Below are 21,227 nucleotides of genomic sequence, written 5' to 3'. Positions count from 1 at the left end.
CCCGGTGGCGCCACCGACGAGCAGCAGCGGCCGGTGCCCGGCCTGCTGGAGCCGGCGGGCCATCACGACCTGCATCAGGTTGCCGATGTGCAGGCTCGGCGCGGTGGGGTCGAAGCCCACGTAGAAGGTGGTGCTCCCGCCGTCGAGCAGCTCGCGCAGTTCGTCGAGGCCGGTCGAGTCCTGGATCAGGCCCCGCCACAGCAGGTCGTCGGTCAGGGAGTCCCGCCCCTGCGGGAGGTTGCTGTCGGTCACGGTCACCGATTCTCCCCCATTGCCGGGCCCGGCCCGTACCGGGTTTGCCGAGGTGCGGCCGACTAGGCTGGCGGCGCCGTCGAACGCGAGGAGGAACCGCGGTGGACATGCCGAACCTGACCGGTGGCTTCGTGGCCCTGCTGGGCCTGACGTTCGACGAGGTCAGCGGGGACCGGGTGGTGATCCGGTGGAAGGTGCGCCCGGAGCTGCACCAGCCGTACGGGATCCAGCACGGCGGCGTCTACTGCTCGGTGGTGGAGACGGCGGCCAGCATCGGCGGCGCGCTCTGGCTGGGCGACAAGGGCAACGTCGTCGGGGTGTCGAACCAGACCGACTTCCTGCGTGCGGTGCGCGACGGCGAGCTGACCGCCGTCGGCACGCCGGTGCACCGGGGCCGCAGCCAGCAGTTGTGGCTCGTGGAGATCACCGACGCCGACAGCCGGCTGATGGCCCGCGGCCAGGTGCGGCTGCAGAACCTCACCATCTCCTGACGCATTCGCCCGAAACCGGGCACTGACGGCGATATCGTCGCCTCGGTGAGGACGTCCGCTCCCGGCCCGACGTGAGGAAGCTGTTCGCCGCCACGCTCGGCGTGCTGTCGGCCGTCGGCGGCTTCGTCGACATCGGTGACCTGGTGGCGGCCAGTCAGGCCGGCGCGCTGTTCGGCATGGCCCACACCTGGGTGCTGCTGGTCGGGGTGGTCGGCATCTGCGCGTACGCGGAAATGGCCGGCCGGATCGCGGCGGTGAGCGGACGGGCGGTGTTCGACCTGGTCCGGGAGCGGCTCGGGCCGCGGGTGGCGCTGCTCAACCTGGTCGCGTCGTGGCTGGTCACCGTCGTCACGCTCGCCGCGGAGCTGGGCGGGGTGGCGCTGGCGCTGCAACTGGCGACCCGGCTGAGCCACCTGTTCTGGGTGCCGCTCGCAGCGCTGGCGGTCTGGCTGGTGCTGTGGCGGCTGCGCTTCGAGCTGATGGAGCGGATCTTCGGCCTGGCCGGGCTGGCGCTGCTGGTGTTCGCGGTCGCGCTGGTGGCGCTGCCGACCGACTGGCCGGCACTCGGGGAGGGCGTGTGGCAGGTCAGCGCGTCCGGGCACGGCTGGCCGCTGTACTGGTTCGTGGCGGTGGCGCTGTTCGCCTCGACTGTGAGCCCGTACGAGGTGTTCTTCTTCTCCTCCGGCGGCGTGGAGGAGCGGTGGGGCGCGGCGGACCTGGCGCGGGCCCGCTCGAACGTGCTGATCGGCTTCCCGGTGGGCGGGTTCCTGGCGTTGTCGCTGGTCGCCGTGGCGACGGTGGCCTACCACCCGTCGGAGGCGTCGTTGAGCACGCTCGACGAGGTGGCGCGGCCGGTGGCGACGGCGCTCGGCGGCGCCGGCCTGGCCGCCGCGGTGCTCGCGTTCTTCGCGGTGACGTTCGGCGCGGCGCTGGAGACCGGGCTGTCGGCGGCGTACGCGGCGGCGCAGTACTTCGGGTGGCAGTGGGGCAAGCGGGTCCGCCCCCGGGAGGCGGCCCGGTTCCACAGCGTGCTGCTCGTCGGGCTGCTGCTCGGTGTGGTGATGCTGATGACGACGGTGGACCCGGTGCGGCTGACCGAGTACATGCTGGTGCTGAGCGCTGTGGTGCTGCCGCTGACGTACCTGCCGATCCTGGTGGTCGCCAACGACCGCGGGTATCTCGGCGACCGGGTCAACGGGCGGTGGATGAACCTGCTCGGCGCGGTGTTCCTGCTGCTCATCGTCGCGGCGTCGGTGGCGGCGATCCCACTGGCGATCATGACGGGGATAGGGCGATGAGGGTCCAGCTCGCCAAGCGGCTGCTCGACCGGCAGATCGTCGACGTGGACGGGCGGCTGGTCGGGCGGGTCGACGACATCGCGTTCGCCGTCGACGACGAGGGTTTCCCGTACGTCGACTGCCTGCTCACCGGGCAGGGCGCCCTCGGGGAGCGGATCGGCGGGCGGGTCGGGCGGCTGCTGGTGGCGGTGGCGGACCGGTTCACCGACGACCCGCCGGTGCCGCCGTTACGCGTACCGCTGTCCCAGGTGGCCCGCGTGGACAGCGCGGTGCGGCTGCGCTGCCCGGCTTCGGACCTGCCGCCGTCACCGGTGGAGGCGTGGCTGCGCCGGCACCTGATCGAGCGCATCCCGGGGTCCGGCCGTGCGAGCGGGTGAGCTGCTCGGCCGCACCGCGTACGACCTGCACGGGCGGCGGCTGGGCCGGGTGGTGGACGTGGTGGTGCGTGGCGGGTGGCCCCCGGACCGGCTGCTGATCACCGACGTGATCGTCGCCGGGCACTGGTGGACCCGGGTGATCAGCCGGCTGATCGGCCCCGAGCTGCACCCGTCCGGGCCGTGGCTGCTGCGGGTGATCGCCCGGCTGGTCGGGCGGAGCACCCGTCAGCTGCCCGCCGACGCGGTGCAGCTGCTCCCGCCGGTGCCCGGTTTCCCGTTCGGTCCGCCGGCCGGAGGCCGCTGAAACCGGGCGGCGGGAGAACCGGCGCCGGTCAGCGGCGGGCGTCGTCGAGTTCGGGCGCGTCGGCCGGGTCGGCCGCGTCGCCTGTGGTGTCGTCGTCCGGGGAGCCGTCGTGGCGGCTGCGGCGGCGTACGTGCACCTCGGTGATGGCCCGCTGGTCGACGTCGGCCACGGACAGCTCCCAGCCGTCCACGGTGACCTGCTCCCCCGCCACCGTCGGGATGTGCCCGAGGCAGATCAGCACCAGCCCGGCGACGGTGGTGTAGTCGCCGGCCGGCCGGTTCGGCAGCTCCACGCCGAGGTCGGTCAGGTCGTGCACCGGGAACGTGCCGGGCAGCACCAGCGTGCCGTCGGCCTCGGTCCGCACGGCGCGCAGGTCCCGGTCGGTCTCGTCGTAGATCTCGCCGACGATCTCCTCCAGGATGTCCTCCAACGTCACGATCCCGTCGACCGCGCCGCGCTCGTCGACCACGAGCGCGATGTGCTGGCGTTCGGCCTTGAACTGGCGCAACGCGTCGACCACGGGCAGCGAGTCGGGCAGCAGCATCGGCGGGCGGGCGATCTCGTCGACCGGCCGGTCGTCGGAGACACCCACCAGGTCCCGCAGGTGGATGACGCCCACCGCCTCGTCCAGGCCGCCGTGGCGGACCACCGGCGCCCGGGAGTGGCCGGTCGCGGCCAGGACGAGCCGGGCGGCCTCCGCGGTGGTGCCGCTGTCGAGCGTGAAGACCTGCAACCGGGGTACGAGCACCGCCCGCAACTGCCGGTCGGCGATCTCCACCGCACCGGCGATGATCGTGCGCTGCTCCTTGGTGAAGCCGTGGTTGCCGGCCACGATGTCGCGCAGCTCGTCCGGGCCGATCTCGTCCGGCTCGGCCTTCGGGTCCAGGCCGAACAGGCGTACCACCAGGTCGGTGGTGGCGCCCAGCAGCCAGACGGCGGGCCGGGTGATGCTGGAGAGCAGGTCCAGCGGGCGGGCCACCAGCAGCGCCCACCGCTCGGCCGACTGCATCGCGATCCGCTTCGGCGCCAGCTCGCCGAAGACCAGCGTGACGAACGTGAGCACCAGCGTGACAGCGACGATGGCGACGGTCTCGGCGGCGTTGCCGAACGCGCTGAGCAGCGGCACGAGCGGCCGGGCCAGCGACACCGCGGCGGCGGCGGAGGCGAGGAACCCGGCGAGCGTGATGCCGATCTGGATCGTGGCCAGGAACCGGTTCGGGTCCTTCGCGAGACGGGCGAGGGTCCGTCCGCCGCGGCTGCTGCGCTCCAGCCGCTGCACCTGGCTGTCGCGCAGGGACACCAGCGCCATCTCGCTGCCGGCGAACACCGCGTTGAGGATCACCAGCACACCGACCAGGGCAAGCTGGCTCCAGTAGCTCTGCACGACCGGTTATCTCCCTCGGCCCGATCCGGGTCGGCCGATGGCCGACTCGCCGGCCGGCAGATCCGGTCGGCGTGGCCCTCTGTTGCCCCGCGGGCCCGCCGCTGAATCATGACCGGCTCCGGCGTGACCCGCCGGGACCGGGTCTCAGGCCGGTACGGGCAGGTCGAGCACGTACGCGCCGCCCTCGGAGCGGAATCCGAGCCGGTGGTAGTAGGGGGCGACCATGCCGGGCGGGCTGACCACCCGGCGGAAACCGCGGTCGGTGAACAGCCGGCTGCGCCGGTAGACGAACTCCCCGGGCGTGAAGTCGCGGAACGGCGGGGTCACGTAGTCCAGGTCGATCTGGGCCACCCCGCCCGGTTCGGCGTGCGAGAGCATCACGCCGACCACCTCGTCGGCGCGTACCACCAGGAAGGCCGAGCGGTCCGGGGCGGCCGGGTCCCAGTGGAAGCCGGGGTTGAACCGGGCGATGTCGGCGGCGTGCACCCGCAGCGTGTGCGCCAGGAACGCGTCGCCGGTGCCCACCTCGACCACCTGGTAGGTCTGCTCGTCGTGCCGGGTGGCCAGCAGCTTGCGCAGGTACCAGACGTTGATCACGGTGAGCACCACGTTCAGGCCCACCATCGGCCAGACCTGCACGGCGGCGTTGTAGCCGATCAGGATGAGGCAGCCGACCAGGTTGAGCGCGCGCAGCCGCAGGATCCGGGTCTGCAGCAGGGACCAGACCAGCAGCGCGGAGCCGGCCCAGCCGACGAGTTCCAGCCAGTTCACCCGGGGAGACTAGCGGTCTGCCTGGTCAGACCCCTCGGCGGGCAGCGCCAGCACGTACTCCTCGACCTCGGTGCCGCGCGACGGGGCGTACCCGGAATCCTCGCCGACCACGACGAAGCCGCACTTGCGCAGCACCGCGAGCGAGGCGGCGTTGTCCTTCGCGGCGCGGGCGTGCAGCGGCCGGTGCGGCACCTCGCGCAGCAGCGCGCGCAGCGCGGCGGTGGCGTGGCCGCGCCCCCAGTGCGCCGCGTCGATCCAGTAGCTGACCTCGGTCTGCTCGCCGACCGGGAACGCGGCCACCCGGCCGATCACCTGGCCGTCGACGGTGACCGCGCGGTTGACGATGCGCGCGTCGGCGCGGATGCGCGCCCAGTGCGCTTCGAACGCGGCCCGGTCGGACGGGTCCTTCGGGCCGAACGCGGCCATCCAGTTCGCCTGCGGGTCCTGCTCGTGGGCGAAGAAGGCGGGCAGGTCGTCGTCGCGCACCGGGCGGAGCAGCACCTCGTTTGTCACGGCCGGAACCATACGTGGCCCCACCGACACCCTCGGGACCTCCGGCCCGGTGTGTGTCCCGTCCGGCCCTGCCGCGCCGCCGCCCGGCCCGGCTACCAAGGAGGTGGAACGACGCAGTCGAGGAGGCCGGACCATGTCGAAGTACGTCTACGACTTCATCGAGGGTGACCGCAGCCGGGCCGACCTGCTCGGCGGCAAGGGCGCCAACCTCGCCGAGATGACCCGGCTCGGGTTGCCGGTGCCGCCCGGGTTCACCGTCACCACCGACGCGTGCCGGGCGTACCTGGCCACCGGCGCGCCGCCGGCCGGCCTGTACGAGGAGATCAACGCGCACCTGCGGGAGGTGGAGGCGCGGCTGGACCGGTGGCTGGGCGACCCGCGTGACCCGCTGCTGCTGGCGGTGCGCTCCGGCGGGCGGTACTCGATGCCGGGGATGATGGAGACGATCCTCGACATCGGGCTCAACGACACCACGGTGGCCGGGCTGGCCGCCCGCGCCGGCGACGAGCGGTTCGCCTGGGACTCGTACCGGCGGCTGATCCAGATGTTCGGCCGGACCGTCCACGGCATCCCGGCCGAGGAGTTCGAGCACGAACTGGCCGCGCTGCGGGCCACCGCCGGGCCGGACGGGCCGGGCGCGGGGCAGTTGCGCGACCTGGTCGAGACGTACAAGAAGATCTTCGCCCGGCACGTCGGGCACGACTTCCCGCAGGCCCCGCACGAGCAGCTGTTCCTGGCCGTCCGCGCGGTGTTCGAGTCCTGGCACTCGGAGCGGGCCCGGATCTACCGGCGGCAGGAACGCATCCCGGACGACCTGGGCACCGCCGTCAACGTGATGGCGATGGTGTTCGGCAACCTCGGCCCGGACTCCGGCACCGGGGTGGCGTTCACCCGTGACCCGGCCACCGGCGCCCCCGGCTTGTACGGCGACTACCTGACCGACGCGCAGGGCGAGGACGTGGTGGCGGGCATCCGCAACACGGTGCCGCTGACCGAGCTGGCCCGGCTTGACCCGGTCAGCTTCCACCGGCTGCGGGAGATCATGGCGACGCTGGAGCGGCACTACCGCGACCTGTGCGACGTCGAGTTCACCATCGAACGCGGCCGGCTGTGGATGCTCCAGACGCGGGTCGGCAAGCGCACCGCGGCGGCGGCGTTCGTGATCGCCGCGCAGCTGGCCGAGGAAGGGCTGATCACCGCCGACGAGGCGCTGACCCGGGTCACCGGGGCGCAGCTCGCCCAGCTCATGTTCCCGGCCTTCGACACCGCCGGCGCGCCCGAGCCGCTCGCCGTCGGCGTCGGCGCCTCCCCCGGCGCCGCGGTCGGGCAGGTGGTGTTCGACTCGGCCGCCGCGGCGGCGTCCACCGGACCGGTGATCCTGGTCCGCCCGGAGACCAACCCGGACGACCTGCCCGGCATGATCGCTGCGACCGGGGTGCTCACCTCGCGCGGCGGGAAGACCTCGCACGCCGCGGTGGTGGCCCGGGGCATGGGCCGGACCTGCGTGTGCGGGGCCGAGGCGCTGGGCATCGACGTGGAGCGCGGCGAGTTCACCGTCGGCGAGCAGGTGGTGCGCGCCGGCGACCTGATCTCGATCGACGGCACCAGCGGGCGGATCTGGCTCGGCGAGGTGCCGGTGCAGCCGTCGCCGGTGGCCCGCTACCTGACCGGTGAGCTGCGGCCGGAGGCGGACCCGCTGATCGCCGCCGTGCACCGGCTGCTCGGGCACGCCGACGCGGTGCGCACGCTCGGCGTCCGCGCCAACGCGGACACCCCCGACGACGCCCGCCGGGCCCGCGAACTCGGCGCCGCCGGGATCGGGCTGTGCCGCACCGAGCACATGTTCCTCGGTGAGCGCCGGGAACTGGTCGAGCGGCTGATCCTGGCCGACGGCCCGGCCGAGGTGGGCGCGGCGCTGGACGAGCTGCTGCCGTTGCAGCGGGCCGACTTCCTCGGGCTGCTCACCGCGATGGACGGGCTGCCGGTCACCGTCCGGCTGCTCGACCCGCCGCTGCACGAGTTCCTGCCTCCGCTGGCCGAGCTGACCGCCCGGGTGGCGGGCGCGCAGGCGCGCGGCGAGGAACCGGGCCACGACGGTGTGCTGCTGGCGGCGGTGCGCCGGATGCACGAGACCAACCCGATGCTGGGGCTGCGGGGCGTCCGGCTCGGCCTGGTGGTGCCGGGCCTGTTCGCCATGCAGGTGCGGGCGCTGGCCGAGGCGGCCGCGCAGCGGGTCCGGGCCGGCGCTGACCCGCGCCCGGAGATCATGGTGCCGCTCGTCGGGGACGTGCGGGAACTCGCCGCCGTGGCGGACGAGGCACGGCGGGTGCTGGCCGAGGTGCCGGGCGCACCGGACATCCCGATCGGCACCATGATCGAGACGCCCCGGGCGGCGCTGACCGCCGGGGAGATCGCCGCCGAGGCGCACTTCTTCTCCTTCGGCACCAACGACCTGACGCAGATGACCTGGGCGTTCTCCCGCGACGACGTGGAGGGGGCGTTCTTCTCCACGTACCTGGAACGGGGGATCTTCCCGGTGTCGCCGTTCGAGAGCATCGACGCCACCGGCGTGGGCCGGCTGGTCCGCCTCGCTCTCGCCGAGGGGCGGGCGGCCCGGCCGGACCTGACCGTCGGCGTCTGCGGTGAGCACGGCGGCGACCCGGACTCGATCGGGTTCTTCGCCGACGCCGGGCTCGACTACGTCTCCTGCTCGCCGTACCGGGTGCCGGTGGCGCGGCTGGCCGCCGGCCGGGCCGCGGTCGAGGCCCGTACCGAGAAGTCCGACTCCCGCTAGGAGGGCAGCGTCATGACCGCCATCTTCAACCCGACCGGACCGGCGGTCGCGCCGGTCCCCCGGCCCGCGCCGCCGCAGGCCGCGACACCCGCCCCCGCCCCGGCCGGAGCCGTCGGCCCGGTGCTGGAGCTGCCCGGGGACGCCGCGCTGGTGCCGGTGAACCGCGACGGCCGCCCGGTCGGCGTGTTCGTCGCGGCCGGCGGCCGGGTCCGCTACCGACGCGTGGTCGAACCGGACCAGCTCGTCGCCGCCGCCACCGGGGCGTTCGCGGTGGCCGCGCTCACCGCCGCCGTGGCGGTGTGGTCCCGGCGCCGCCCGCCGTCCGTCGGCACCGTCACGATGGGGCCCGGCGGGTGGGTCAGCCTGCGCGGCGTGCCGGCGCCGCGGCTGCGCCCGGACCACAGGCCCTGGTGGGCGCGCGTGCTGCGGGCCCGCCGCCTGGTCGCCGAGCGCTGACCACCCAGGGGTACGGCCACCGGTACGTCACCGGCGGCCGTACCGCCGTTCCCGGCCGGGAAGGGGCCGTTGGTCCCGGGTCACCGCGGTCCTGCGCCCCTGCCCGGCAGCGCCCGGACCGACGACGCTGAGGGTGAGAACGAGAGCGAGGGAGGCCCCCGATGCGCGCCAGTGTCGTCACCGCGTTCGACCGTCCGATGGAGATCACCGAGCGTCCCGTGCCGGAGGCCGGCCCGGGCGAGATCCTGGTCCGCGTCGAAGCCAGCGGACTCTGCCACACCGACATACACGCCGCCCGCGGCGAGTGGCCGGTGAAGCCCACCCCGCCGTTCGTACCCGGTCACGAGGGCGTCGGCCTGGTCGAGCAGGTCGGTCCCGGCGTCACCGAGCACGCCGTCGGCGACCGGGTCGCGCTGCCCTGGCTCGGCTGGGCCTGCGGCACCTGCTCGTACTGCGTGACCGGCTGGGAGACGCTGTGCGAGTCGCAGCGCAACACCGGCTACAGCATCGACGGCGCGCACGCCGAGTACGCGGTGGCGTCGGCCCGCTACGCGGTCCGCGTGCCCGACGGCGTGGACCCCCTCGAAGCCGCGCCGCTGACCTGCGCGGGCGTCACCACGTACAAGGCCGTCAAGGTCGCCGGGGTACGGCCGGGCGAGCGGGTCGCGATCTTCGGCATCGGCGGCCTGGGCCACCTCGCGCAGCAGTACGCGCAGATCTTCGGCGCCGAGACTGTGGCGGTGGACGTGACCGCCGAGAAGCTGGACCTGGCCACCTCGCTGGGCGCGGCGCACACCGTCGACGCCGCCACCACCGACCCGGTCGAGCGGATCACCGCGCTGGGCGGCGTGGACGTGGCGATCGTGCTGGCCGCGAGCCCCCGGGTGATCGAGCAGGCCCACCTCTCGCTGCGCCGCGGCGGCCGGCTGGTGCTGGTGTCGCTGCCCGCCGACAACGCGATCACCCTGCCCGTCTTCGAGACGGTGCTCAAGGGCATCACGGTGCTCGGCTCGATCGTCGGCACCCGCGCCGACCTGGCCGAGGTCTTCGCGCTGCACGCCGCCGGCCGTACCCGGGTCGTCTACGAGACCCGCAAGCTGGACGACATCAACGACGCGGTGGACGACGTCCTCGCCGGCCGGGTCGCCGCCCGGCTCGTGCTCCAGCCCTGACCCCCGCCCCCGGTCCCCGCACCCCGCGGGGACCGGGCCACCGCCGACGCCCGGAGAGGGACCGACATGACCGCCACCGAACCCCTGGCCCCCTGGCGCGGATTCCACGCCGGAGCGTGGCAGGAGACAGTCGACGTGGCCGACTTCGTCCGCCACAACCACGAGCCGTACACCGGGGACGCGTCGTTCCTCGCCGGGCCGACGCCGCGCACGCTCGCGGTGTGGGACCGGCTGCGGGAGATGTTCGGCGAGGAGCGTCGGCGCGGCGTGTACGACGTCGACGCGGCCACCCCGTCGTCGATCACCTCGCACGCACCCGGGTACATCGACCGGGAGCGGGAACTGATCGTCGGGTTGCAGACCGACGCGCCGCTGCGGCGGGCGATCATGCCGGCCGGCGGGCTGCGGATGGTGGAGACGGCGCTGCGGGCGTACGGCCGTGAACCGGACCCGCGCGTGCACGAGATCTTCACCCGGTACCGCCGCACGCACAACGACGCGGTGTTCGACGCGTACCCGGCGAACGTGCTGGCGGCGCGGCGGTCGCACGTCATCACCGGGCTGCCCGACGCGTACGGGCGCGGGCGGATCATCGGCGACTACCGCCGGGTGGCGCTGTACGGCGTGGACCGGCTGGTCGAGGAGCGCCGCGCGCTCAAGGCGGCGCTGGACGAGCGGCGCAGCACCGACGACGTGATCCGCGACCGGGAGGAACTGGCCGAGCAGATCCGCGCGCTCGGCGAGCTGAAGGAGATGGCCGCCTCGTACGGCTTCGACATCTCCCGCCCGGCCGCCACCGGCGCGCAGGCGATCCAGTGGCTCTACTTCGCCTACCTGGCCGCCACGAAGGAGCAGAACGGCGCCGCGATGTCGCTGGGCCGCACCGCCGGGTTCGTCGACGCGTACCTGCGGCGGGACATCGCCGAGGGACGCCTGGACGAGAGCGGCGCCCAGGAGCTGATCGACGACTTCGTGATCAAGCTGCGGATCATCCGCTTCCTGCGCACCCCCGAGTACGACCAGCTGTTCTCCGGCGACCCGACCTGGGTCACCGAGTCGCTCGGCGGGATGGGCGCGGACGGACGGCCGCTGGTCACCCGCACCGCGTTCCGCTACCTCCAGACGCTCTACAACCTCGGCCCGGCGCCCGAGCCGAACCTGACGGTGCTGTGGTCGCCGCGGCTGCCGGAGGGGTTCAAGCGGTTCTGCGCCCAGGTGTCGCTGGACACCAGCGCCATCCAGTACGAGAACGACGAGCTGATCCGCCCGGCGTACGACGACGACACCGCGATCGCCTGCTGCGTGTCGGCCATGCGGGTCGGCCGGGACATGCAGTTCTTCGGCGCCCGGGCGAACCTGGCGAAGGCGCTGCTGTACGCGATCAACGGCGGCCGGGACGAGCTGACCGGCACGCAGGTCGCCCCGCCGGCCGCGCCGGTCGGGGGCGAGACGCTCGACTACGACGAGGTGCTGGCCGCGTACGACCGGACGCTGGACTGGCTCGCGCAGACGTACGTGGACGCGCTGAACGTGATCCACCACCAGCACGACAGGTACGCCTACGAGCGGCTGGAGATGGCGCTGCACGACCACCCGGTGCGCCGGTTCATGGCCACCGGCATCGCCGGCCTGTCGGTCGCCGTGGACAGCCTGTCGGCCATCCGGTACGGCCGGGTGAAGGTGCTGCGCGACGACACCGGCCTGGCCGTCGACTACGCGGTCGAGGGCGAGTTCCCGACGTACGGCAACGACGACGACCGGGCCGACGAGATCGCGGTGTGGCTGGTCGAGACGTTCGCGGAGAAGCTGCGCCGCCAGCGCACCTACCGCGACGCGGAGCTGACCATGTCGGTGCTCACCATCACCTCGAACGTGGTCTACGGCACGCACACCGGCAACACGCCGGACGGCCGGCGCGCCGGTGAGCCGTTCGCGCCCGGGGCGAACCCGATGAACGGGCGGGACACGCACGGCCTGGTCGCCTCGGCGCTGTCGGTGGCGAAGCTGCCGTACGACGCGGCCCGCGACGGCATCTCGCTGACCGGCACCGTCACGCCGGACGGCCTGGGCCACACCCGCGACGAGCGGATCGCGAACCTGGCCGGGGTGCTCGACGGCTACGCCGACGCCGGCGGGTTCCACCTCAACGTCAACGTGCTGGACCGGGCCACGCTGCTGGACGCGATGGCGCACCCGGAGCGGTACCCGCAGCTCACCGTCCGGGTCTCCGGGTACGCGGTGAACTTCGTCCGGCTCACCCCGGAGCAGCAGCGCGACGTGGTGTCGCGGACCTTCCACGGGTCGCTGTGACCGGCCGCCCGCCCGCGCCGCCGGAGGTGACTCCGGCGGCGCCGGGTGCCGTCACCGGCGCGGTGCACTCGTGGGACACGTCGGTCGGGGTGGACGGGCCGGGCACCCGGTTCGTCGTGTTCCTGGCGGGCTGCCCGCTGCGCTGCCGCTACTGCCACAGCCCCGACACCTGGTACGGCCGCAGCGGCCGGCGCCGCACGGTGGACGAGATGGTCGCGCTCGCCGGCCGGTACCGCCGGTTCATCCAGGTCGCCGGCGGCGGCGTCACCGTGAGCGGCGGGGAGCCGCTGCTGCAACCGGCGTTCACCGGCGAACTGCTGCGCCGCTGCCACGACCTCGGCCTGCACACCGCGCTGGACACCTCCGGCTTCCTCGGCGTCCGCGCCGACGACGCGCTGCTGGACGCCACCGACCTGGTGCTGCTCGACGTCAAGGCGGGCAACCCGCAGACGTACCGCCGGGTCACCGGCACCGGCCGGCTCGCGCCGACGTTGCGGTTCGCGCAACGGCTGGCCGACCGGGGTACGCCGATCTGGATCCGGTACGTGCTCGTGCCCGGCCTGACCGACGCGGTCGACGAGGTGCAGCGGGTGGCCGACGTGGCCGCCGGGCTGGCCACCGTGCAGCGCGTCGAGGTGCTGCCGTTCCACCGTCTCGGCGCGCACAAGTACGCCGAGCTGGGGCTGACCTTCCCGCTGGCCGACACCGAGCCGCCGGACGCCGGCCTGCTGGCCCGGGTACGCGGGCAGTTCGCCGCCCGCGGTCTCACCGTCACCTGACCGGTTCCCCGCCGCGCCACTAGGATCGGGGCATGTCTCGTCTGCGCCCGATCGCCCGTGTCCGCCCGCTGGCCGTCACCGGAGCGCGGGCCGTCGGCGCGCAGGCCACCGGCGCGGGTGCGACGGGCGCGCGGGCGCTGGGCGCGACGGCGATCGGCGCACTGGCCTTCGGCGCGTTCGCGCTCGGCGCCGTGGCGGTCGGGTCACTCGTGGTCGGCCGCCTGGCCGTGCGCCGCGCGGTGATCCGCGAGCTGCGCATCGGCCGCCTCGAGGTGGACGAGCTGGTCGTCCGCGACCGCTAGCTCGCCGCGGCGGTCGGATAGCCGTACAGGTCGAGCAGCCGGACCCGGGACGCCTGGAGCCGGTCCACCACCACGCTCATGAACCGGCTGGTGAGCTGGCGGCCCAGCGTGTCGTCGGACTCCATCAGCCGGCGTACCCCGTCGGCGTCGAGTTCGACGGCGGTGCTGCGCTGGGTGGCGACCGCGCCGAACTGCCAGCGGTACGGCGGGAACAGCCAGGACCAGCCGAGCACCCCGCCCGGCCCGATCGTCTCGATGCCCACGTCGCCGCGGCCCGGCACCGGGAAGTCCAGCGCCACCTGGCCGCCGCGGACCAGCCAGAACCGGTCGGCCGGCTGGCCGGCGCGGAACAGCCGGTGCCCGGGATGCCAGACCACCGGACGGGCGTAACCGGTGAGCCGGGGCAGCCACTCGTCGGGTAGCCCGGCCAGGAAGGGGTGGACGCGGAGCATCTCCAGCGGGGTCATCGCGCCTCCAGGATCGACAGGAGGGGAGCACTGGTTCCCATTCCACCCCGCCACCGCCCCGGCCGGTAGGGGCCGTTGGTCCCGGCTGTGCCGGGCGGATCGACTCTGCCCAGGTGGGAGCCGTCGGCGCAGGCTGAGAGGGAGCCGAAGGAGGACGTGATGACCGACAGGACCGGTGCCCCCGTCGTGGTGGGCGTGGACGGCTCCCCGTCCGCGCTGGACGCGGTACGGCTGGCCGCACGCGAGGCGGTGCTGCGGCACCGGCCGCTGCGGGTGGTGAACGCGTTCCTCTGGCCGCTGGTCGGCACGCCGCTGGGCATGGTCGCCCCGGTGCTGCCCGACATCGAACTGCGGCAGGAGGCCGAGAAGCTGGTCGAGGAGGCGGTGGACGAGGCCCGCAAGGTCGACGCCGACCTGGCGGTGACCGGCGCGGTGGTCGACGGCGGGCCGGTGGCGGTGCTGCTGCGGGAGAGCCGCGACGCCGCGCTGCTCGTGCTGGGTCACCGGGGACTGGGCGGCTTCGCCGAACTCCTCGTCGGCTCGGCCGCGGTGCAGCTGTCCGCCCGCGCGGACTGCCCGGTGCTCGTCGCCCGGGGTGAGGCCCGCGCCGACGGCCCGGTCGTGGTCGGCGTGGACGGCTCCGCGCTGTCCGACGAGGCGGTCGGTTTCGCGTTCGCCGAGGCCGCGGCGCGCGGCGCCGAACTGGTGGTGGTGCACAGCTGGCTCTACCCGCAGCCGGTGAGCTACCGCGAGGCGTTCGGCGACGTCCTGCCGCTGGCGTACGACCCGCGGGAACTGCGCGCCGACGAGCAGCGGGTGCTGGCCGAAGCCGTTGCCGGCTGGGCCGAGCGCTACCCGGAGGTCACGGTACGGCCGAAGCTGGTCGCCGCCGCCGCCCCGGCCCGGGTGCTGGTCGAGGAGTCCGTCGGCGCGCAGCTGACGGTGGTCGGCGCACACGGGCGCGGTAGCCTCGGTGCGCTGCTGCTCGGCTCGGTCAGCCACGCCGTGCTGCATCACTGCCACAGCCCGCTGGCCGTCGTCCGGCACCGGGGGAACCGCGCCCACTGAGCCGGTTCCCCGGCCCGGACGGGGCCTGCACCGCCACAATGGCCTGAGCCGACCGGAGGGAAAGCACCAGATGAACCGACCCGTCGTGGCGGGAGTGGACGGATCGCCGTCCAGCCTGGCCGCCGCCGACCTGGCCGCAGCGACCGCCGTCGCCCGTTCCCGGCCGCTGCTGCTGGTGCACGGCTACCTGCACCCGCTCGGCTACGGCGTGCCGCTCAACCCGTACGACCTGGGGTTGCCGGCGCCCACCGCGGAGTCGGAGAAGATGCTGGAGTCGGTCGCCGCCGACCTGGTCGAGCGGCACCCGGGCCTGCGGGTGCAGGTGCGCCAGGTGGCCGGCGGTCCGGGCGCGACGATGGTCGAGGAGTCCCGCCGCGCGGAGCTGGTGGTGGTGGGCAGCCGGGGCGTGGGCGGCTTCGCCGGCCTGCTGCTCGGCTCGGTCGGCGGGCAGCTCGCGCAGCACGGGCACTGCCCGGTGCTGATCGTCCGACCGGAGGAGCAGCCGATTCCGGTGGACGGACCGGTGCTGGTCGGGGTGGACGGCTCCGACCCGGCTGCGTACGCGATCGAGCTGGCCGCGGACGAGGCCGAGCGTCGCGACGCGGAGCTGGTGCTGCTGCACGTCCGGTCGCCGGAGCGCGGCGCGGTGGCGCCGGAGGTCGCGGCGGAGGCGTCCACCGCCGAGCGGGCCGAGGCGGCGGGGCTGCTGGTGGAGGCCGCGGACCGGGTCCGGGCCGCGCACCCGGGCCTGCGCGTGACGGAGCGGGCCGTGACCGCCGCCTCGCCGGAGACCGCGCTCGTGGAGGCCAGCGGCGAGGCGTCGCTCGTGGTGGTCGGCTCCCGGGGCCGGGGCGGCTTCGTCGGCCTGCTGCTCGGCTCGGTCAGCCAGGCGCTGGTGCAGCATGCCCACTGCCCGGTGCTCGTCGCCCACCGGCCCGAGCCGGCCGACGACTGACGCGCCGCGCGAGGCGGCCCCGCTCCGCTCGCTGGGCAGGCCGGCCCGGTCCAAGGGATGCCTTCTGAGCGATATGACTGAGAGGCACATTTATGCCTCTCAGTCATATCCGGTTTCCGGCATGGTTCGTCGTCGACGGCCACGCCCGGTAGCGGTCGGCTCCGCGCCGACCCGCCCGGGCGTCAGGACGGGTCGCGGCCGGCGAGCAGGTCGGCGAAGTCGGTGGTGAGCGCGAACGGGTCGGCCGGGCCGGTCGCGGGCGGGCGGCGGTCCACCTGCTCGGCCAGTTCGGCTCCGGCCCGGCGGATCCGGGACCGCAACGCGCTGTCGCCGTCGTCGCCGGCCCAGTCCTCGGGCGCGGCGAACACCGCCGTGGGCAGCGTCGCCGCCCGCAGGTACGTGAACATCGGCCGGACCGCGTGCTCCAGCGCCAGCGAGTGCCGGGCGGTGCCGCCGGTCGCCCCGATCAGCACCGGCTTGCCCGCGAGGGTGTCCCGGTCGACCACGTCGAAGAACGACTTGAACAGCCCGTTGTAGGACGCGTTGAAGATCGGCGTCACCGCGATCAGCCCGTCGGCGGCGGCCACCTCGTCGAGCGTGCGCCGCAGCGCGGCCGGCGCGAAGCCGGTGAGCAGGTGGTTCACCACGTCGTGGGCATGCTCGCGCAGCTCCACCACACGCAGCTCCACGGTGGCACCGCGGTCGGCCAGCTCGTCGCGGGCGGCCGCGGCGAGCTGGTCGGCGAGCAGGCGGGTGGACGACGGCTGGGCGAGACCGGCCGAGACCACCGCCAGGGTACGGCTGGTCATCGCTGCTCCCCGGCGGCCGGGGCGGCGTCGCGGGCGGCCAGGAGGCCGGCGTGGGTGGGCGCCTCGGGCACGTGCGCCGGACGCAGCGAGTCGAACTCCTTGCGCAGCACCGGCACCACCTCCTCGCCCAGCAGGTCGAGCTGCTCCAGCACCGTCTTCAGCGGCAGGCCGGCGTGGTCGATCAGGAAGAGCTGCCGCTGGTAGTCGCCGACGTAATCGCGGAAGCCCAGCGTACGGTCGATGACCTGCTGCGGGCTGCCCACCGTCAGCGGCGTCTCCCGGGTGAACTCCTCCAGCGACGGGCCGTGCCCGTAGACCGGGGCGTTGTCGAAGTAGGGGCGGAACTCGCGTACCGCGTCCTGAGAGTTGCGGCGCATGAAGACCTGCCCGCCGAGGCCGACGATGGCCTGGTCCGGCGAGCCGTGGCCGTAGTGCGCGAACCGCTCCCGGTAGAGGCCCACCATCCGCTGGGTGTGCTCCTTGGGCCAGAAGATGTGGTTGGCGAAGAAGCCGTCGCCGTAGTACGCGGCCTGCTCGGCGATCTCCGGGCTGCGGATCGAGCCGTGCCAGACGAACGGCGGTACGCCGTCGAGCGGGCGCGGGGTCGAGGTGAACGACTGCAGGGGCGTCCGGAACCGGCCCTTCCAGTCGACCACGTCCTCGCGCCACAGGCGGCGCAGCAGGTCGTAGTTCTCGATCGCGAGGGGGATGCCGTTGCGGATGTCCTGCCCGAACCACGGGTACACCGGGCCGGTGTTGCCGCGCCCCATCATCAGGTCCACCCGGCCGTCGGCCAGGTGCTGGAGCATGGCGTAGTCCTCGGCGATCTTCACCGGGTCGTTCGTGGTGATCAGCGTGGTCGCTGTCGACAGCAGCAGCCGTTCGGTGCGCGCGGCGATCCAGCCGAGCATGGTGGTCGGCGACGACGGCACGAACGGCGGGTTGTGGTGCTCGCCGGTGGCGAAGACGTCCAGGCCGACCTCCTCGGCCTTGAGCGCGATGGCGGTCATGGCCTTGATCCGCTCACGCTCGGACGGCAGCCGCCCGGTCGTGGGGTCGGCGGTGACGTCACCGACGGTGAAGACTCCGAACTGCATGACCAGCTCCTCGCGTGGGGTCCGGACCGGTCGCCCGGGATCGCTCCTCACAACATATTTGACGAGTCAACTATTCCGGCCGTCGCCCGCCCCGGCGTGGCCCGGATCACGTGCCACCCACCGACTACCCTTGCCGCGATGACGTACCCCTGGCTCGATGCACCGGCCGCGCAGATCGCCGACACCGCCCGGACCCTGCTCGGGTGGACCGTGTCGGCCGGCGGCGTCACCGTCCGGCTCACCGAGGTCGAGGCGTACGCGGGCACCGGCGAGGACCCGGCGTCGCACGCCCACCGCGGACCGACGCCGCGCAACAGGGTCATGTTCGGGCCCGCCGGGCACGTCTACGTGTACTTCGTGTTCGGCATGCACTGGTGCGCGAACATCGTCTGCGGCCGCGACGGCGAGGCGGCGGCCGTGCTGCTGCGCGCCGGCGAGGTGGTCGACGGCGTCGAGATCGCCCGGGAGCGCCGGCCGCGCGCCGCCGACCGGGAACTGGCCCGGGGTCCGGCTCGGCTGGTCACCGCGCTCGGACTCGGGCGGGACGCGAACGGCACCTCGGCGATCGACGGCAGCGGCCCGCTGCTGCTGACGCCACCGGCGAGCCCGGTCGACCCGGCGCGGATCGTCGCCGGGCCCCGCGTCGGGGTCGCCGCCGCGCACGACCTGCCGTGGCGGTTCTGGCTGGCGGACGAGCCGAGCGTGAGCGTCTACCGGCGGCACACCCCGCGTCGCCGGCCCGCCTCGGCGCGCAACTCACCGGCCTGAACCGGCCGTTCCGGGCAACCCGGAACACCCCGCAGCGCGTCTGTGGTGCATGACGCGCCGCCTTCTCACCACACCCTGAGGGCGCGACGTTGCGCACGAATGGCTTTCAACAGGGTGTTGACAACAGGTCATTCTTGGGTGTGGGATGGACGGCATGGTCACCGTGGACAACGACCCGTTCACCGCTCCGGATGCTGCCCAGGCCCGGGCGCACCGCAACTACGCGGCGCTGCTGCGGATCGCCGAGCGGCACGCCGGCACGAACTCCCGTCGCCGGCGGTACGCCCACCCCGACGTGCCCGACGCCTACGAGGCAGCCACGCTGGTGATGGCGCTCGCCGGGGGCGCCGAGCTGGACGAGGGTGAGGAGCCCGTCGACCAGGCCGACCTGATGGCCGCGCTGACGCTGATCCCGCACGTACGCTCCGAGGTGGACGCGCTGGAGGCCGGCCTGTTGCAGGTGGCCCGCGGGCGGGGGATGACCTGGCAGGCGATCGCCTTCGGGCTGGGGCTGGGCAGCGCCCAGGCGGCCCGGCAGCGCTACGAGCGGCTCACCGTCCGCACCGGCACCGGCGACTGACCGGCGGCGCGCACTGTCACAGGGGCAGGCGAGACTGTGCCGGACGACGGCACGGGAGGACGCGATGACGCGCGAGGAGATGCTGGCCTACTGCCTGGCCAAGCCCGGAGCCTGGCTCGACCGGCCGTGGGAGGGCGACGAGGTGGTGAAGGTGGGCAGCCGGATCTTCGCGTTCCTCGGCTCGCCCGAGGGTGAGGCACGGGTCGGGGTGAAGTGCGGAGCGTCCCGGGAGGTGGCCGACGAGTGGCTGCACCGGTTCCCAGCCGACGCGCGCCCCTCCCCCTACATCGGCCGGTCGGGCTGGAACACGCTGCGGCTCTCCGCCGGCATCCCCGACGACGAGCTGATCGAGGCGGTCGACGGGTCGTACGACGCGGTGGTGGCCAAGCTCCCGAAACGCGAGCGCCCCACCGGCTGATCGGAGAACGCGGAGGAGCACCGGCAGCCTGGGCTGGCTGGACGAACTCGCGCAGACCGGCTAGCGACGCTGAGTGTGCGCCAGATCCGGGGCACCAGCGAGAGCCGCCCCGAGCGGCGGAGATTCGAACTCCGAGACCGAAGCCCAGGTCCCGCTAAGCGGGATCCGTGTTCCACAAGGCAGGACCGTTGTAGATCTTGGAAGCTATGCGCCCCTATAGGGGCCATTTCCTACCAAGATCTCGCGGGGCGCGGCGCGGCGCGGGCGGGGCGCGGGGCTGGTCCGGGACGGAGCGCGGGCGGGGCGCGGGGCTGGTCCGGGACGGAGCGCGGGCGGGGCGCGGGGCTGGTCCGGGACGGAGCGCGCCCTGCCCCGAACCAGCCGCGCAGGTCAGCGGGGGACGACCCGCTCGGCGGCCCACTCCCGCCAGCCGGCCAGCTTGTCCGCCGCGGCGGCGAGCTGGTCGGCCACCGGGCCGGGGCCGGTGGAGCCGGGCGTGATGCGGGCGGCCAGCGCCGAGCGCACCGAGAGCACGTCGCGCACCGACGGGTCCAGGTGCTCGCTCACCGCGGCGAGGTCGGCGTCGGACACCTCATCCAGCGCGCACTCGCGGGCGGCGCAGAGCGCCACCAGCTTGCCGGTGATCTCGTGCGCGTCGCGGAACGGCACGTTGCGCCGGACCAGCCAGTCGGCGACCTCGGTGGCCAGCGAGAAGCCCGACGGCGCGCTGGCCACCAGACGGTCCACCCGGACCGTCATCGTGGAGATCATCCCGGCCAGCGCGGGCAGCAGCAGTTCCAGCGTGTCGACCGCGTCGAACGCCGGCTCCTTGTCCTCCTGCATGTCCCGGTCGTACGTCATGGGCAGGCCCTTGAGCATGGTGAGCACGCTCATCAGGCCGCCGACCAGCCGGCCGGACTTGCCCCGGGCCAGCTCGGCGATGTCCGCGTTCTTCTTCTGCGGCATGATCGACGAGCCGGTGGCGAAGGCGTCGTCCAGCTCGACCCAGCCGAACTCCTGCGACGTCCAGAGCACCACCTCCTCGCCGAGGCGGGACAGGTGCACGCCGATCATCGCGGTGACGAACAGGAACTCGGCCACGAAGTCGCGGTCCGCGACCGCGTCCATCGAGTTGGCGAACGAGGTGCGGAAACCCAGCTCCTTGGCGACCGCCACCGGGTCCAGCGGCAGCCCCGAGCCGGCCAGTGCGCCCGCGCCGAGCGGGCTGATCGCGGTCCGCTCGTCCCAGTCGCGCATCCGCTCCAGGTCGCGCAGCAGCGGCTGCACGTGGGCCAGCAGCCAGTGCCCGAACGTCACCGGCTGGGCGTGCTGCAGGTGCGTCATGCCCGGCGCGGCGGTGTCCACGTGGCGCTCCGCCTGCTCGACGAGGGCCTCGGCCAGCTCGACCAGCCGGGCGGCCACGCCGCGGGCGTGGTCGCGCAGGTAGAGCCGCAGGTCGGTGGCGACCTGGTCGTTGCGGGACCGGCCGGCGCGCAGCTTGCCGCCGAGGCTGCCGAGGCGCTCCAGCAGGCCGCGTTCCAGCGCGGTGTGCACGTCCTCGTCGTCCACGGTCGGGCGGAACGCGCCGGAGGCGCACGCCGCTTCCAGGTCGTCCAGCGCCGCGAGCATCCGGCCCAGTTCGTCCGGGTCGAGCAGGCCGGCGCCGGCGAGGACCCGGGCGTGCGCGCGGGAACCGGCGATGTCGTACGGGGCGAGACGCCAGTCGAACTGGACGCTCACCGACAGCCGCGCGAGCGCCTCGGCGGGACCGCCGGCGAACCGGCCACCCCAGAGGCTCGTCCGGTTGGCGGGGGCGCTGTTCTCGGTCAGGCTCTTGTCGTCCACCCCACCCATTGTGGTGC

The 21,227-nt window shown here is 74.1% G+C and carries 23 protein-coding genes (1 of these 23 only partly in view); 15 read left to right on the top strand and 8 right to left on the bottom strand.

Annotated elements, in window-relative coordinates:
* A protein-coding gene (gene tyrS, locus ACQP26_RS12190) for a tyrosine--tRNA ligase (protein WP_262015738.1) crosses the window boundary here: on the bottom strand, window positions 1–252 show its 5' portion. It extends 1,032 nt beyond the left edge of the window; 252 of the gene's 1,284 nt are visible here — the first part of the coding sequence; its start codon is at window positions 250–252; its stop codon lies off the left edge, out of view.
* A 101-nt stretch (window positions 253–353) separates the two neighbouring features.
* Here tyrS and ACQP26_RS12185 point away from each other — a divergent pair, with 101 nt between their 5' ends.
* The 4 genes from ACQP26_RS12185 to ACQP26_RS12170 all read left to right on the top strand — a co-directional run bounded on the left by ACQP26_RS12185 (window position 354) and on the right by ACQP26_RS12170 (window position 2,722).
* Window positions 354–743, top strand: coding sequence for a PaaI family thioesterase (locus ACQP26_RS12185; RefSeq protein WP_433495762.1), 390 nt, complete (start codon window positions 354–356; stop codon window positions 741–743).
* Between the two features lie 71 nt (window positions 744–814).
* Window positions 815–2,041, top strand: coding sequence for an NRAMP family divalent metal transporter (locus tag ACQP26_RS12180; protein ID WP_433495761.1), 1,227 nt, complete (start codon window positions 815–817; stop codon window positions 2,039–2,041).
* Entirely contained in the window at window positions 2,038–2,418 is a 381-nt protein-coding gene (locus tag ACQP26_RS12175; protein ID WP_269700406.1) for a hypothetical protein, read from the top strand. The genes ACQP26_RS12180 and ACQP26_RS12175 overlap by 4 nt, the downstream gene beginning before the upstream one ends.
* A complete protein-coding gene (locus tag ACQP26_RS12170; protein WP_269700408.1) occupies window positions 2,405–2,722 on the top strand; it encodes a PRC-barrel domain containing protein in 318 nt (105 codons plus the stop codon). The genes ACQP26_RS12175 and ACQP26_RS12170 overlap by 14 nt, the downstream gene beginning before the upstream one ends.
* Window positions 2,723–2,750: 28 nt before the next feature.
* On the opposite strand, the gene ACQP26_RS12165 is transcribed toward ACQP26_RS12170, so the two are convergent.
* The 3 genes from ACQP26_RS12165 to ACQP26_RS12155 all read right to left on the bottom strand — a co-directional run bounded on the left by ACQP26_RS12165 (window position 2,751) and on the right by ACQP26_RS12155 (window position 5,402).
* Complete coding sequence (locus ACQP26_RS12165; RefSeq protein ID WP_433495760.1) at window positions 2,751–4,106, bottom strand: hemolysin family protein; 1,356 nt, start codon at window positions 4,104–4,106, stop codon at window positions 2,751–2,753.
* 144 nt (window positions 4,107–4,250) lie between these two features.
* Window positions 4,251–4,877: a hypothetical protein gene (locus tag ACQP26_RS12160; protein WP_433495759.1), complete on the bottom strand. Its 627-nt coding sequence runs from the start codon at window positions 4,875–4,877 to the stop codon at window positions 4,251–4,253.
* Between the two features lie 9 nt (window positions 4,878–4,886).
* Window positions 4,887–5,402, bottom strand: coding sequence for a GNAT family N-acetyltransferase (locus tag ACQP26_RS12155; RefSeq protein ID WP_433495758.1), 516 nt, complete (start codon window positions 5,400–5,402; stop codon window positions 4,887–4,889).
* A gap of 121 nt (window positions 5,403–5,523) precedes the next feature.
* On the opposite strand from ACQP26_RS12155, the gene ppdK reads away from it, so the two are divergent.
* From ppdK to ACQP26_RS12125, 6 genes are all read left to right on the top strand, one after another.
* Entirely contained in the window at window positions 5,524–8,184 is a 2,661-nt protein-coding gene (gene ppdK / locus ACQP26_RS12150; protein WP_433495757.1) for a pyruvate, phosphate dikinase, read from the top strand.
* A 12-nt stretch (window positions 8,185–8,196) separates the two neighbouring features.
* Window positions 8,197–8,640, top strand: coding sequence for a hypothetical protein (locus tag ACQP26_RS12145; RefSeq protein WP_433495756.1), 444 nt, complete (start codon window positions 8,197–8,199; stop codon window positions 8,638–8,640).
* 161 nt (window positions 8,641–8,801) lie between these two features.
* Entirely contained in the window at window positions 8,802–9,812 is a 1,011-nt protein-coding gene (locus ACQP26_RS12140) for a zinc-dependent alcohol dehydrogenase (protein WP_433495755.1), read from the top strand.
* Window positions 9,813–9,878: 66 nt separating this feature from the next.
* Window positions 9,879–12,122 carry a formate C-acetyltransferase gene (gene pflB / locus ACQP26_RS12135; protein ID WP_433495754.1) on the top strand — a complete coding sequence of 748 codons (2,244 nt, stop codon included), beginning with the start codon at window positions 9,879–9,881 and terminating at the stop codon, window positions 12,120–12,122.
* Window positions 12,119–12,901, top strand: coding sequence for a pyruvate formate-lyase-activating protein (gene pflA, locus ACQP26_RS12130; protein WP_433495753.1), 783 nt, complete (start codon window positions 12,119–12,121; stop codon window positions 12,899–12,901). Before pflB ends, pflA begins: the two co-directional genes overlap by 4 nt.
* 32 nt (window positions 12,902–12,933) lie before the next feature.
* Window positions 12,934–13,203, top strand: a complete 270-nt coding sequence (locus tag ACQP26_RS12125; protein ID WP_269700422.1) for a hypothetical protein — start codon at window positions 12,934–12,936, stop codon at window positions 13,201–13,203.
* On the opposite strand, the gene ACQP26_RS12120 is transcribed toward ACQP26_RS12125, so the two are convergent.
* Window positions 13,200–13,670: a cyclic nucleotide-binding domain-containing protein gene (locus ACQP26_RS12120; RefSeq protein WP_030502451.1), complete on the bottom strand. Its 471-nt coding sequence runs from the start codon at window positions 13,668–13,670 to the stop codon at window positions 13,200–13,202. The genes ACQP26_RS12125 and ACQP26_RS12120 overlap by 4 nt on opposite strands.
* A 159-nt stretch (window positions 13,671–13,829) precedes the next feature.
* Here ACQP26_RS12120 and ACQP26_RS12115 point away from each other — a divergent pair, with 159 nt between their 5' ends.
* Together ACQP26_RS12115 and ACQP26_RS12110 are read left to right on the top strand one after the other, a co-directional pair.
* Window positions 13,830–14,738 carry a universal stress protein gene (locus ACQP26_RS12115; RefSeq protein WP_433495752.1) on the top strand — a complete coding sequence of 303 codons (909 nt, stop codon included), beginning with the start codon at window positions 13,830–13,832 and terminating at the stop codon, window positions 14,736–14,738.
* A 70-nt stretch (window positions 14,739–14,808) separates the two neighbouring features.
* Window positions 14,809–15,693 (top strand): universal stress protein, encoded by an 885-nt coding sequence (locus tag ACQP26_RS12110; RefSeq protein ID WP_433495751.1) that lies wholly within the window; start codon window positions 14,809–14,811, stop codon window positions 15,691–15,693.
* Window positions 15,694–15,875: 182 nt separating this feature from the next.
* Here ACQP26_RS12110 and ACQP26_RS12105 read toward each other — a convergent pair whose 3' ends face one another.
* Both ACQP26_RS12105 and ACQP26_RS12100 read right to left on the bottom strand, forming a co-directional pair.
* Window positions 15,876–16,502: a CE1759 family FMN reductase gene (locus ACQP26_RS12105; protein WP_433495750.1), complete on the bottom strand. Its 627-nt coding sequence runs from the start codon at window positions 16,500–16,502 to the stop codon at window positions 15,876–15,878.
* Entirely contained in the window at window positions 16,499–17,599 is a 1,101-nt protein-coding gene (locus ACQP26_RS12100) for an LLM class flavin-dependent oxidoreductase (RefSeq protein WP_433495749.1), read from the bottom strand. The genes ACQP26_RS12105 and ACQP26_RS12100 overlap by 4 nt, the downstream gene beginning before the upstream one ends.
* Before the next feature lie 138 nt (window positions 17,600–17,737).
* On the opposite strand from ACQP26_RS12100, the gene ACQP26_RS12095 reads away from it, so the two are divergent.
* The 3 genes from ACQP26_RS12095 (at window position 17,738) to ACQP26_RS12085 (ending at window position 19,365) form a co-directional block, all read left to right on the top strand.
* Entirely contained in the window at window positions 17,738–18,367 is a 630-nt protein-coding gene (locus ACQP26_RS12095; protein ID WP_433495748.1) for a DNA-3-methyladenine glycosylase, read from the top strand.
* Between the two features lie 154 nt (window positions 18,368–18,521).
* Window positions 18,522–18,947, top strand: a complete 426-nt coding sequence (locus ACQP26_RS12090) for a hypothetical protein (RefSeq protein ID WP_036343457.1) — start codon at window positions 18,522–18,524, stop codon at window positions 18,945–18,947.
* A gap of 64 nt (window positions 18,948–19,011) precedes the next feature.
* Window positions 19,012–19,365, top strand: coding sequence for an MmcQ/YjbR family DNA-binding protein (locus ACQP26_RS12085; protein WP_269700433.1), 354 nt, complete (start codon window positions 19,012–19,014; stop codon window positions 19,363–19,365).
* A 390-nt stretch (window positions 19,366–19,755) separates the two neighbouring features.
* Here the strand turns inward: ACQP26_RS12085 and argH are convergent, their stop codons facing one another.
* Complete coding sequence (gene argH, locus ACQP26_RS12080) at window positions 19,756–21,219, bottom strand: argininosuccinate lyase (protein ID WP_433496131.1); 1,464 nt, start codon at window positions 21,217–21,219, stop codon at window positions 19,756–19,758.
* Window positions 21,220–21,227: the final 8 nt, after the last annotated feature.

This window comes from Micromonospora sp. CA-248089, assembly GCF_050948515.1.
Classification (GTDB): Bacteria; Actinomycetota; Actinomycetes; order Mycobacteriales; family Micromonosporaceae; genus Micromonospora.
The sequence above is the reverse complement of the archived record's forward strand: the minus strand, read 5'-3'. Positions and strand labels throughout refer to the sequence as shown.